12 protein-coding genes are annotated in these 12,600 nt (G+C 59.7%); 6 read left to right on the forward strand and 6 right to left on the reverse strand.

Going from position 1 to position 12,600, the window contains the following annotated elements; all coding sequences use genetic code 11:
• Positions 1-163: 163 nt before the first annotated feature.
• From EAH74_RS22730 to EAH74_RS22750, 5 genes are all read right to left on the reverse strand, one after another.
• Positions 164-1,348 (reverse strand): acetyl-CoA C-acyltransferase family protein, encoded by a 1,185-nt coding sequence (locus EAH74_RS22730; RefSeq protein WP_140681226.1) that lies wholly within the window; start codon positions 1,346-1,348, stop codon positions 164-166.
• A gap of 330 nt (positions 1,349-1,678) precedes the next feature.
• A complete protein-coding gene (locus EAH74_RS22735; RefSeq protein ID WP_140681227.1) occupies positions 1,679-3,085 on the reverse strand; it encodes a heavy metal sensor histidine kinase in 1,407 nt (468 codons plus the stop codon).
• Positions 3,082-3,753: a heavy metal response regulator transcription factor gene (locus EAH74_RS22740; protein ID WP_140681228.1), complete on the reverse strand. Its 672-nt coding sequence runs from the start codon at positions 3,751-3,753 to the stop codon at positions 3,082-3,084. The genes EAH74_RS22735 and EAH74_RS22740 overlap by 4 nt, the downstream gene beginning before the upstream one ends.
• A gap of 108 nt (positions 3,754-3,861) precedes the next feature.
• The gene (locus EAH74_RS22745) at positions 3,862-4,119 is read right to left on the reverse strand and encodes a DUF2790 domain-containing protein (RefSeq protein ID WP_140681229.1); all 258 of its coding nucleotides are present in this window, start codon (positions 4,117-4,119) and stop codon (positions 3,862-3,864) included.
• 129 nt (positions 4,120-4,248) lie between these two features.
• A complete protein-coding gene (locus tag EAH74_RS22750) occupies positions 4,249-5,019 on the reverse strand; it encodes an alpha/beta hydrolase (protein ID WP_140681230.1) in 771 nt (256 codons plus the stop codon).
• A 216-nt stretch (positions 5,020-5,235) separates the two neighbouring features.
• Between EAH74_RS22750 and EAH74_RS22755 the strand changes: the two genes are divergently transcribed.
• Positions 5,236-5,457 (forward strand): hypothetical protein, encoded by a 222-nt coding sequence (locus EAH74_RS22755; RefSeq protein WP_140681231.1) that lies wholly within the window; start codon positions 5,236-5,238, stop codon positions 5,455-5,457.
• 85 nt (positions 5,458-5,542) lie between these two features.
• Here EAH74_RS22755 and EAH74_RS22760 read toward each other — a convergent pair whose 3' ends face one another.
• A complete protein-coding gene (locus EAH74_RS22760) occupies positions 5,543-6,478 on the reverse strand; it encodes a LysR substrate-binding domain-containing protein (RefSeq protein WP_140681233.1) in 936 nt (311 codons plus the stop codon).
• Positions 6,479-6,627: 149 nt separating this feature from the next.
• Here EAH74_RS22760 and EAH74_RS22765 point away from each other — a divergent pair, with 149 nt between their 5' ends.
• The 5 genes from EAH74_RS22765 to EAH74_RS22785 all read left to right on the forward strand — a co-directional run bounded on the left by EAH74_RS22765 (position 6,628) and on the right by EAH74_RS22785 (position 12,272).
• Complete coding sequence (locus tag EAH74_RS22765) at positions 6,628-7,929, forward strand: NAD(P)/FAD-dependent oxidoreductase (protein WP_140681234.1); 1,302 nt, start codon at positions 6,628-6,630, stop codon at positions 7,927-7,929.
• A 50-nt stretch (positions 7,930-7,979) separates the two neighbouring features.
• A complete protein-coding gene (locus EAH74_RS22770) occupies positions 7,980-9,068 on the forward strand; it encodes a polyamine ABC transporter substrate-binding protein (protein WP_140681235.1) in 1,089 nt (362 codons plus the stop codon).
• 208 nt (positions 9,069-9,276) lie between these two features.
• Positions 9,277-10,248: a tripartite tricarboxylate transporter substrate binding protein gene (locus EAH74_RS22775; RefSeq protein ID WP_140681236.1), complete on the forward strand. Its 972-nt coding sequence runs from the start codon at positions 9,277-9,279 to the stop codon at positions 10,246-10,248.
• Positions 10,245-10,739: a tripartite tricarboxylate transporter TctB family protein gene (locus EAH74_RS22780; protein WP_140681237.1), complete on the forward strand. Its 495-nt coding sequence runs from the start codon at positions 10,245-10,247 to the stop codon at positions 10,737-10,739. The genes EAH74_RS22775 and EAH74_RS22780 overlap by 4 nt, the downstream gene beginning before the upstream one ends.
• A gap of 24 nt (positions 10,740-10,763) precedes the next feature.
• Entirely contained in the window at positions 10,764-12,272 is a 1,509-nt protein-coding gene (locus EAH74_RS22785) for a tripartite tricarboxylate transporter permease (protein ID WP_140681238.1), read from the forward strand.
• Positions 12,273-12,600 lie beyond the last annotated feature (328 nt).

Consider the following 12,600-nt stretch of genomic DNA (forward strand, 5'->3'; position numbering starts at 1 on the left):
AGCAGCAAGGTCGTGCCTGGTCGGCAATCGGGTAGGGGGCGCGAGTTTGGTTGCGCAGTGATCGAGGTTTACACCGAGCTGAAATCTATGTGCATTGCGCACTGATTCCATCGCGGTAAAACGAGACGGCGCCCACAAGGGGCGCCGTCTTCGTTTGGGTCGATCAGACGCGTTCGAACAACACGGCGATGCCTTGGCCGCCGCCGATGCACATGGTTGCCAGGGCATAGCGGCCCTGAACACGGTGCAGTTCGTGAATCGCCTTGGTGGCGATAATCGCACCGGTCGCGCCCACCGGGTGGCCCAGAGAAATCCCCGAACCGTTCGGGTTGACCTTCTCCGGGTCGAAGCCCAGTTCCTGCGCCACGGCACACGCTTGGGCCGCGAATGCTTCGTTGGACTCGATGACATCCAGGTCGGCAACGGTCAGGCCGGCGCGTTTGAGGACCAGGCGGGTGGCGGGAATCGGCCCCAACCCCATCAGCTCTGGCTCCACACCGGCATGGGCGTAACCGACCAGTCGGGCGATGGGCTTGAGGCCTTGGTCGAGAACCATCTGACCCGTGGCCATGATCAGTGCTCCGGCACCATCATTGAGGCCCGACGCGTTGCCGGCGGTGACGCTACCGTCTTTTTTGAAGGCTGGTTTCATCTTGCCCAATTGCTCGGCATTGACCTCGGCGCGGACATGCTCGTCCGTCGCAAACGTCACGGTACCTTTGCGGGACGCCACTTCGATCGGCACGATCTGGTCGGTAAACCGCCCTTCAGCAATCGCCCGGGCCGCTCGTTGCTGGCTGAGCAGCGCCAACTCATCCTGAGCCTGACGAGTGATGCCATAGCGCTCGGCGATGTTTTCCGCAGTAATGCCCATGTGGAAACCGCCAAACGGGTCTTGCAGAGCGCCGAGCACGTAGTCAGTGGCTTGCATATCACCCATGCGTGCGCCCCAGCGCGCCTGCGGCAACAGATAGGCCCCGCGGCTCATGGACTCGACGCCACCCGCCAGCGCAGCGCCTGCGTCTCCCAACATCAAACTTTGTGCTGCGCTGACAATGGCCTGCAAACCAGAACCGCAGAGGCGGTTGACGTTGAAGGCGGGTGTCTCTTTCGGCAGGCCGGCATTCATCGCCACGGCACGAGAGATGTAGGCGTCACGTGCTTCCGTCGGGATCACATGCCCCATCACCACGTGGCCGATGTGTTCAGGTGCCAGCCCCGAACGTTCAATGGCGGCACGGCAAACGTCAGTGGCTAATTGGATAGGTGGCACATCTTTGAGCGAACCGCCAAAGCTGCCGATAGCGGAGCGGACGGCGCTGATAACAAAAATGTCGGATGGGTTCATGCGGGTTCCCCTGGAACAGTCCTGGACTCAAGTGTGCTTTCGCACTGTTATATGGGGGGAGTCTAGACACAGCGATGATTTTGGCCTATGCCAAAACTGCTCAAGGGGGGTGGCGTTTTTGGCCATTTCAGTTGAAGTCGCTTTTTGATCCGTCTGATCCGGTCAAAAGCGCAGGAAAGAAAAAAGCCCGGTACACGTCCGGGCTTGATCGTTCCCATGCGCAGCAAAGGAATGCCACCGGGGACGCTCCGCGTCCCGCTATCGCCGCAAGGATTGGGTCCTGCGCATGGGTGACGCGGAGCGTGGGAACGATCAGTGGGTGCCGGGGCATCATTCATCCAATTGCCGCACCGGAAAAAACAACTCGAAGCAGGTGATGCCTTCGCTGCTGCTAACGCTGTAAGCCCCATTGTGCAGCTGCATGATCGTCGCCACGATCGACAAGCCCAGGCCGTTGGAGTGCGCCGAGCGTTCGCGGGATTCGTCGACGCGGTAGAAGCGCTCGAACAGTCTGGGCAAGTGTTCGGCGGGGATGGTCTGGCCGTGGTTGCGCACTTGCAGGCGGATGCCGTCGGCCGCGGGCGTGGCGCGGATGAACAGTTCGGAGTCAGGCGCGCCGTATTTGATCGCGTTGGCGCAAAGGTTGGCCAAGGCACGGCGCAGCAACATCGGTTCGGCCCAGATCACTCCGCTGCCCTGGGCATCGATGCTGATCCCGACATCCGCCGCCAGCCCTTCGAAATAGTCGGTCATGCGTTCCATTTCATCGGCAGCATCCAGTTCCTGCCGTTGGCGCAAAGCACTGGCGGGGTCGGTGCGGGCCAGAAACAGCATGTTGTCGAGCATCCGCGCGAGACGCTCCAGCTCTTCGACATTGGAGGCGAGCAGTTGCTGATAGGCCTCAATACTGCGGTTTTGCTGCAGGGCGACCTGGGTTTCGCCGAGCAGGTTGTTGATCGGCGTGCGCAGTTCGTGGGCCATGTCGGTGGACACCTGACCCAGTTGCACGAAGCCCTTGCCGAGACGGTCGAGCATTGCGTTGAACGCCTCGATCATCGGTAGCAGTTCCCGCGGTGCACCCTGGCTGTCGAGGCGCTCGGTGAGGTTGCCGACGCCGATGCCTTGGGCGTGTCGGGCCAGGCGTCGCACGGGCAAGAGCCCGCGATGTACCAGCAGATAGCCGGACAGGGCCAGTAGAATCGCCGCCACGCTGGCGAAGAGGTACACGTTGAGGCGGTAGCGGGCGAGGACCGCGGTGCGCTCGGTCATCAGGCGCCCGGTGACCACTTGCAGGCTGCCCAGGTCGCCGGAGTCGATAGTCGCCGCCAGCGCCGCGAAGGGCACGCCATCCACACTCGGGTAATGCTGCACGTCGGCCAGCGTCAACAGATGGTCCATGGCCACCGGTGTCAGCGACGGTACGGCGAGGTTTCCGGGGTTGACCACCAGCAACGGTTTTTGTCCGGGAGCGCCGATGGTCAGCAGCGCCTCGCGATTGCCGAGCATGTTCTGGAACAGCGCCGGTTTGGTCTTGATCAGGTCCAGGGTGTTGCTGTCGTTGAGGAAGGTGCGCAGTTGATCGATGCGGTTCACCAGGGCGGCGTCGTCGCGTCGAATCAGCTCGCGTTCCAGATCCCGGTACAACGCCACCCCCAGGAGGGTCAGCGAGACAAAGGCGAGCAAGGCAAACACCAGTGCCAGGCGCAGCGTTAATGAGTGGCGAAGGCGTGAGGTCATGGTTGCGTATCGAAGCGGTAGCCGATACCGCGCACGCTGTGAATCAATTTGAGTTGGAACGGGTCGTCGATTTTCAGCCGCAGGCGCCGCACCGCGACATCCACGACGTTGGTGTCACTGTCGAAATTCATGTCCCAGACTCGCGAAGCGATCATCGAGCGCGACAGAACCTGGCCCTGGTGCGTGGCGAACAGATGCAGCAGGGCGAACTCCTTGTTGGTCAGGGCGATTCGCACGCCGGCACGGGTGACGCGGCGTTTGAGCACGTCGATTTGCAGGTCGGCGACTTGCAACTGTTCCTCTTCCCGGGTGGGGCCGCGCCGGGTCAGGGTGCGCAGGCGCGCAACCAGTTCGGCGAAGGAAAACGGTTTGATCAGGTAATCGTCAGCGCCCAGTTCCAGGCCCTTGATGCGATCGGCGATGTCATCGCGGGCCGTGAGAAACAGCACCGGGGTGTCGGCGTCCTTACGCAAGCGGCGCAGGACTTCCCAGCCATCCATTTTCGGCATCATGACATCCAGCACAATGACGTCGAAATCGTGCTCCAGGGCCAGGTGCAAGCCATCGACGCCATCGCGGGCCAGGCTGACGGAGTAGCCGAGTTCCTGCAGGCCGTTGAGCAGGTAATTGCCTGCTTTGGGTTCGTCTTCGACTACGAGGATGTTCATGGGATCTGCCTGGTTCGGTGTCGGCAACATACCTGTCGCGGCGGCGGGCTACAGAGGTCAGCCAGTGGCGCCAGTGTAGCCCGATCCTTTGTGAGTACAGGCGTCTGATCAATTATCACCAATGCAACCCATGCCCTGGACCTGGTAATCCAGCTCGTGCTTGCGACCCTGATGGTCGAGGTAAATCAGCTGCGCGGGGACGATGCCGCAATCTTGCGTGAGGATATTGCTGGACAGGTCTTTGGCGATATCCAGGTGGACGAAGAAACCGGTTCTGTCGTGGATGACAGGTTCGGTGGTCTGGGTATCGGCAAATGCCGAACCGGTGGCGAGGAGAGCAGCAAAACCAAGGATTAACATTTTCATGATGATTCCCTCTATTCAGAGGCGGATTGGCTGCCGACGGGTTGCCTGGCAGTGGATTCAGGTTAACCAGGCGATCCGCACAGCCGACCCACAGTTGAATGACAATTTTGTAATGAAACGGCGCCGAAGTTACGGTTGGCGACCGGCGGCTTCGAGGATCAGGTCAGCGATTTCCTTGGAGTGGGAGACCAAAGACAGATGGCTCGACGGCAGCTCGATGGTGGTCGCGTTCATGCGTTTGGCGAGGAAGCGTTCCAGGTCTGGGTTGATGGTTTGATCGAGGCTGGAGACCGCGTACCAGGACGGTTTGGTGTGCCAGGCGGCAGCGGTGGTGCGGTCGGTGAACAGGGTTTTGGCGATCGGTTGCTGGACGGCAAACAGTTCCATCGCCTTGTCGTGGGGCACGTCACCGGCGAAGTACTTGAGGAAGGCGTCTTGCTTGAGGCTGATGAAACCATCGTGTTCCTCGGTGCCGGCACGTACGGGCATGGTCGGGTACTTGGCCGACAGCGCGACGAAGTCCTCACCCGCGTCCGGTGCTCGGGCTGCAACGTAAACCAGCGAGCTGACGTTCGGATTGACCCCGGCTTCACTGACCACGGTGCCAGCGTAGGAATGGCCGACCAGTACGGTCGGGCCGTCTTGTTGATCGAGCACGCGTTGGGTGGCGGCAACGTCGTCGGCGACCGAGATCAACGGGTTTTGCACCGCAGTCACGTGCAAGCCGGCGGCCTGCAACCGGGTGATCACATCCGACCAGCTCGAGCCATCGGCCCAGGAACCGTGCACCAGCACGACGTTGTTGGCCTTGACCGGCGCGATGTTGCTGGCCATGGCGGAACCGGTGCCCAGCATCAACAGGCTGGCGGCGATCAGGCAGAGTTTGCTCAATGGTTTCATGGTGTCGACCCTTGTCATCAGCGGGAGGTGTGTCACCCGCGGTGGGTGACTGACGACGCCACTGTATGAAGCGAGGGTGCTGGCTACGCTGACAACTCAATGACAAGTTTGTAATGCACGGCGCGCCTGTCTTTATGCTGCCTGCCGTATGTCGGGAGCGAGGAACGCCACCCATGAAAAAACTTCAAAACGAAGACTGTCTTTGGGAGTTTGAGCATGAGTGATGATCAAAAGAGCGAAGCCCTGGCGGCCTGGTATCAGCTCCTGAAAGTGCCCGAAATCCGGATGGATGCCGAAGAGCAATATGACGAGTTGCTTAAGGCTGCCGATGAGATGGAGCGGACCGGACTCATCAACAGCGCTGAATGGCGCAGGCTGGTTCAAGAGGCGAGCGCTGCTTTTGCCAATGCGACAGAAGGGTTGGGGCGCGGGACATAGGTATCCAGTTTTGTTTTTGCGATTTTTGGTGTCTGAGTAGGCGCCATCGCGAGCAAGCTCGCTCCCACAGGGATCTTCGTTGTGGCTAGATCCAATGTGGGGGCGAGCTTGTCTCCGGGCGGCGATCCGACGATGGCTGTTCGGCCTGTTGGGCAAACCACTGCATGATCAGCGAACAGGCTGGATGAGAGGCGGCAGAAGGTTGCAGGTTCAAGGCGTAAATGCCACGGGTCTTCAAGGGGTGGCCGAACGGAACGACGAGCACGCCTCGTTCGAGTGATTCTCCTGCCAGGGTCAGGTCAGTCATGGCGACGCCCAGCCCTCGCGCCGCCGCATCAAGCGCCAACTCGTCGAGGTTGAAGGGGATATGGCGGTAGTCCTCGAGTGACTGGCCGCCATTGGCGTGCAGCCACTGGACCCAGTCATGCTTGTCCGCCGAGCGATGCAACAGCGGGAAACGCACGAGATCGGCCACCGACTCCAACGGCTGGGAGGTGCTGCCCAGGCCTGGGGCGCACACCGGCACCAGCGCCTCCTCGAACAACGTCAGGCAGTCAGGATCGCGGGACGGCTCTGGCAGATAGAGGATGTAGGCGTCGCTGTCGATGGCCGGCTCCACCACTTCCGTGGCCACGGTTTCGATCGACAGCGAAACCTGCGGATGGCTTCGATAGAACTCGCTCAACTTTGGCAGCAACCATCGAACCGCCAGCGACACATGCATGCGTATACGGAAGGGTCGTTTTTGCGGTGTCAGCCGATCTTCAAGGGTTTTCAGTTGCGCCAGGATACTTCGGGCGGTCGCAAGTACCTGTTCGCCTTCCGGTGTCAGTCGAACACTGCGGCTGTTCCTTACGAACATCGGCAAGTCGAAGTGGCTCTCCAACTGCTGGATTTTTCGGCTCACTGCGCTTTGGGTCAGGCACAGCTTTTGCGCCGCTTGCGTGAAGCTGCCCGAGCCTGCGACCTCGACCAGCGCCTGCAAGGCCTGGAGAGAAGGAGCGTGGTGGATTTTATCCATGCGTTTTTTGAATAGCTCGATGATTTTATAACGTTGGTTGTATCACTACAGGCCTTATAGATTCTAGCTCTAGCTAGCGCCAGCCGGAAATACTCATGCGATGACGTCATGGGCGGTGCTTGCAGAACGACAGGCAGATGAGGTGATGCATGACCAATGTATGTGGCTGGATTGCGCAGGCGGGGAGTACACCCGCTCGCGACGCTCTCAAAGGCACGCAAAAAGCCGATTGGCTGATTGTCGGTGCCGGTATCACTGGCCTGTGCGCCGCCCACTCGCTCGCTGAAATGCACCCTCAGGCGCGGATCGTGATTGTCGACAGACAACGGGCCGCACAGGGCGCCTCGGCGCGCAATTCAGGTTTTGTGGTGGGGCACGAACATCCGGCCAAGGATGAGCTGATCGGCAACCCGGGTTTTGCCGGTTTTGAAGTCGATACCTCGATTTCCCGTGCCGCCAGTGACGAAGTGCGCCAGCGCATTGCTCGTCTCGGTATCGAATGTGAATTCAGGGAATCGGGCTACTACTTCGCCGTCAACGATCCCGGCAAGTTGACCGATGTCGCGGCCAAACTGGCAACGCTACGCGCTGTCGGCGCCTCTGCGCATTTTCTGGAAGGTGAACCACTGAGCAAACAACTGGGCACCGCGCATTACCAGGCCGCGATCTGGTGCGGCAATGGCAACGCACTGCTGCAACCCGCGAAATACGTGAAGGGCCTGCTGGATACGCTGCCGGCCAACGTGACCCTGTTTGAGAACACCGATATCACGGGACTGGAGCGTTTGGGCAAAGGGCGTATTCGCGCCAATGGCGCCGATGGAAGCATCGAGGCCAGGCACGTCCTGGTGTGCCTGAACGCGTTCATCCCGCGCTCAGGGATCGAAGACAGCGGGACGTTCCCGATGGAACTCAGCGCCAGCCTGACACGACCACTCAGCGACGCCGAGTTCAAGTCCATCGGCGCGGTTGAGCCTTGGGGCGTGCTGTCCACAAGGCCACTGGGCGCCACGGTGCGACTGACTCCGGACCGCCGCGTGATGATCCGCAACACGGCGGAATACCGTTCTCGGGATTTATCCGACAGTGAGCTGCTGCACCGTCGCAAACACCATGTGCTCGGCTTGCAACGACGCTTCCCGTTCTTGAACGAGCAGGACATTCAATACACCTGGACCGGACACTTGAGTGCTTCGCGCACCGGGCAACCGTATTTCGCCAAGGTCGACGAAGGGGTGTTTGCGGTGGCCGGCTGCAATGGTTCGGGCGTCGCACGCGGCACCCTTTGGGGACGCTTGCTCGCCGAACTGGCATCGGGTGCCAGCTCGCCCATCCTCGAATCAGTGATGCGCAGAGCCCAGCCGGGCTGGCTGCCACCGCGACCCTTGCTCGATATCGGTGCCATGCTTCGAATGCGCGTGGAGGCGGTCAGGGCCAAAACAGAAATCTAGAAACCCGGCGATCAAAGAATAAAAACTCATCAAACACACGGTGATTGAACATGCGCGTCAATAACATTTCCCTGATGGTCGTGCTGACGACGTTGTCGGCAACCACTTACGCTGACGAAGTCGTCAATATTTCAAACTGGAACGGCTATATTGCCGACGACACCTTGACCACGTTCACCAAGGAAACGGGGATCAAGGCAACGTACGACATTCACGACAGCAACGAAGTGCTCGAATCCAAACTGATGACCGGCAACACCGGCTATGACGTCGTGAGCCCCTCGAACCATTTCCTGTCCCGATTGATCAAAGCCGGAGCGGTTCAGAAACTCGATAAAAGCCAGCTGCCCAACTGGAAAAACCTTGATCCGGCGTTGATGAAAAAACTCGAGGTCAATGATCCGGGCAACCAGTACGGTTATCCGTACATGTGGGGCACGGCGGGTATCGGCTACAACGTCGAAAAGATCAAAGCGATCTTCGGCAACACCGATGTCACCCATTCGTGGAATCTGTTTTTTGATGAAAACAACATTAAAAAGCTGAGCCAGTGTGGGGTGGCGATTATCGATAACCCTACGCAGATCCTGCCGATCACCCTGAATTACCTGGGGCTGCCGCCGCATAGCCACGAGCCGGCGGATTACAAGAAAGCCGAGCAGGCGCTGCTCAAAATCAGGCCTTACGTCCAGTATTTTCACGCCTCCAAATACATCAGCGACCTGGCGAACGGCAATGTCTGCGCGGTGATCGGTTTCAATGGCGACATCGTGCAGGCGGCCGCCAGCGCCAAGGAAGCCAACAACGGCATCGACATCGCCTATTCGATCCCTGACGAAGGTTCCACCTTGTGGTTCGACATGGTGGTCATGCCCAAGAGTGCGCCGCACGAGAAGAATGGCTACGCCTACATGAACTACCTGCTGACACCGCAGGTGATTGCCAACATCAGTAACAGCATTCACTACGCCAACCCCAACCTGGCAGCGGATCAGTATGTTGTTCCGGCCGTGAAACAAGACCTGGCGATCTATCCGCCGACCCGTGTGTTGGACAAGTTGTTTACCGTCGAGGAACTTCCCGCGGCCATTGCACGGTTGACGACCCGTTTGTGGACCAAGCTGAAAACCAACACATGACAACATCGGCACGATCCTTGGGCTGCGTCGCAGCTGAAATTGCTTAGCTGATTGGCATTAGTCTTATTCCTAGAGATTCTTCGTTGTATGTCATCGCCCTAACCATGGCCTACGCTTATCCCGAGATTGCTATTCATTGATCAGGGTTTGCTCCCTGATCGACGTTCAACGACTGCCCATAAAAACAAAAAGTCTCGGGAGAAAACGCATGCTCGCTTTGTTTAGTCGATTCAGCCGCTACATGGCAGTGGGAATGACCGCTGCCGCACTCGCGACACCGGCCTTTGCGCTGGACACCGTCAAGTTCATGGCCCCGGGTTCTGTGGGGGGCGGCTATGACCAGACCGCGAGGGTTCTGGGCAAAGCTTTGATCGAGGCCAACACGGCCAAATCCACCACCTTCGAGAACAAAGGTGGAGCAGGGGGGACGTTGGGGCTGGCGCAGTTCGCCAACAGCACCAAGGGCGATCCAAATGCGTTGCTGGTTGTCGGTGCGATCATGGTCACTGCGATTGAACAGAACAAGCCGCAAATCACCTTGAAGGACGTGACGCCGATTGCTCGGCTGTTTACCGAATACAACGTGATTGCCGTGCGCAAGGAGTCCGAGTTCAAAACCCTGGAGGACTTGCTGAAAGTCTTCAAAGACAAGCCGACCAGCATCTCCTGGGGCGGTGGCTCCAAGGGGTCGATCGATCACATCGGCATTGCCGAGTTGGCCGCGAAAATGGGTATCCCGGTCAACAAGGTGAATTACGTCGCCTTCGCGGGTGGGGGTGAAGTCGTTGCTCAAGCATTGGGCGGGCAGATCAAGGTGATCACCGGTGGTTATGCCGAGCTGGGCCAATACATCAGGAACGGCCAGTTCCGGGTACTCGCCATCGGCGCGCCAGAACGCATTGAAGGCATCGATGCACCGACCCTCAAAGAGAAAGGCTACGACGTGACCATCGGCAATTGGCGCGGTGTTTACGGTGCGGCGAACCTCACGCCCGAGCAGCGCAAAGAAGTGACCGACGCCGTCGTGGCCGCCACCAACAGCAAAGTCTGGAAAGACAATATCGACACCAACAAATGGTCACCCAACGTCCTGACTGGCGATGAGTTCGGCAAATTCGTCGACGAAGAGCATGTGCGGCTGCGTGCGATGCTGGTCGAGGTCGGGCTGGTTTCGAAATGACTCAGCCTCGCGCAATAGTGCCGGTGCAACTGGCGATTGGCGCCGGAGTGATTGCCATCAGCGCCGTGTTGGCGGTGGGCGCATTCCGGTTTCCGCCCGAGATGGGGTTCGTCATCCTGGGAGCCCACGTCTATCCGTACGCTGTCGCGGTGTTCCTGGGCGGGGTCGGTCTGTTGCTGTGTTATCAGGCTGTCACCGGTGGCTTCCGCGAGCTGGCAGACCACGATGACGAAGCCGCCCAAGCGCTGCCTGGCGGCAAATCCGGCGCAGCCTGGGTGACGGCGGGACTGGTGGGGGTGGCCGTGCTGATTAACCTCACCGGCTTCGTATTAGCCGCAGGGCTGCTGTTTGCCTGTTCGGCGCGGGGGTTTGGCAGTCGTCGTCCGGTGAAGGACCTCGCAATCGGCATTGCCTTGACCCTGCCGATTTACTGGCTGTTCAACGCCGGGCTAGGGGTTTCCCTGCCGCCCCTTGTCAACGCCTGGATCTGACTCGGGCCGAAGGAGGTAAACAAGGTGGAAACTCTCGCGAACCTGGCCATTGGTTTTTCCGCTGCGCTGACACCGATCAATTTGATGTGGGGCTTTATCGGCTGTTTGCTCGGCACCGCCATTGGAGTCTTGCCGGGTATTGGACCGGCGCTGACGGTGGCGCTACTGCTGCCGATCACCGCCAAGGTTGATCCTACGGGCGCCTTGATCATGTTCGCCGGTATCTATTACGGCGCTCAGTTCGGAGGCTCGACCACCTCTATCCTGCTCAATACGCCCGGTGAGTCGTCCTCCATGGTCACGGCCCTGGAAGGCAATCTCATGGCGCGCAACGGCCGGGCAGGACCGGCCCTGGCAACGGCTGCGATAGGCTCATTTGTTGCCGGCACCATCGCGACGGTGTTGCTGACGTTGTTTGCCCCTATTGTTGCCACGCTGGCGCTCAAGTTTGGTCCGGCCGAGTATTTCGCGATTCTGGTGCTGTCCTTCACGACGGTGTCTGCGGTACTCGGCGCTTCAATGCTGCGCGGTTTTGCCTCGCTCGGGATTGGACTGACCATCGGCTTGATCGGCCTGGACTCGACCTCGGGCATTGCCCGCTACACCTTGGGGGTGCCGGAGTTGGTCGATGGCATCGAAGTCGTGCTCGTGGCGGTCGGTTTGTTTGCAGTGGGTGAGGCCTTGTACAGCCTGCTTTATCAAAAAGAAGAGGCGTCCGGTCGGCACCGCTTGACCTCGTTGTGGATGACGCGCGCTGACTGGAAACGCTCGGTCCCCGCCTGGCTGCGGGGCACGTTAATCGGTTTTCCATTCGGGTCGATTCCGGCAGGAGGCGCTGAAATTCCGACATTCTTGTCCTATTCGGCAGAACGCAAACTGAGCAAGTACCCGAAAGAGTTTGCGGGCAGCAAGGGCGAGGGGGCGATCGAGGGGGTTGCCGGTCCCGAGGCGGCCAACAATGCGAGCGCGACGGGTTCGTTGGTGCCACTGCTGACGCTCGGCATACCGACGTCCGCCACCGCGGCGATTCTGTTGGCCGCGTTCCAGAACTACAACCTGCAGCCGGGGCCGATGCTCTTCCAGACGTCGGGCGAACTGGTCTGGACCCTGGTGGCCTCGCTGTATGTCGGCAACGTGATTCTGTTGGTGTTGAATCTCCCGTTGGTGGGCCTGTGGGTCAAGCTTCTGCAGATTCCCCGGCCGTACCTGAACGCCGGCATTCTGGTGTTTGCCACCATCGGCGTGTACGGCATGCGTCACTCTTCCTTCGATCTTTTGCTGATGTTGGCAATTGGTTGGGGTGGGGTCTTGATGCGTCGTTTCGATTTTCCCGTCGCCCCCGTGATCGTCGGCATGCTGCTTGGGCCCATGGCCGAGAAGCAGCTGCGCAATGCGTTGTCCATCAGCGAGGGAGACTGGCTGGTGTTTGTGACACAACCGATATCGGCCGCGTTCCTCGCACTAACGCTGCTGGTGCTGGTAGTCCCGCACCTGCTTCACGCCCGCGGTATCAAGTTGCATGAGGACGATTGAGCGGATTGGCCAGCGCCGTCTATGACGAAAAGGCTTACCTGCAGGCTTTAATACGGCGGGGATCAACATTGATAGAGGCACCGGTGGAGGTGGCGGCGGGTTGACGGAGAGGCTCAGGGCGTGAGGGGGCGTGCACCGCAAAAGCGAGGCGGCCTACCTCTTCAAGCGTACGCACTCCCCTGTGGGAGCGAGCCTGCTCGCGAAGGACGTCAACGATGACGCGTGCTGTCTGAATGAACGCGGTGTCCGGACGTTTTTCGCGAGCAGGCTCGCTCCCACAGGTACAACGCCAGGCTTTTGATCTTGCTTTTGATCTTGATCTGCCCCG

This window comes from Pseudomonas mandelii (assembly GCF_006438925.1).
In the GTDB taxonomy this organism is placed as follows: Bacteria; Pseudomonadota; Gammaproteobacteria; order Pseudomonadales; family Pseudomonadaceae; genus Aquipseudomonas; species Aquipseudomonas mandelii_C.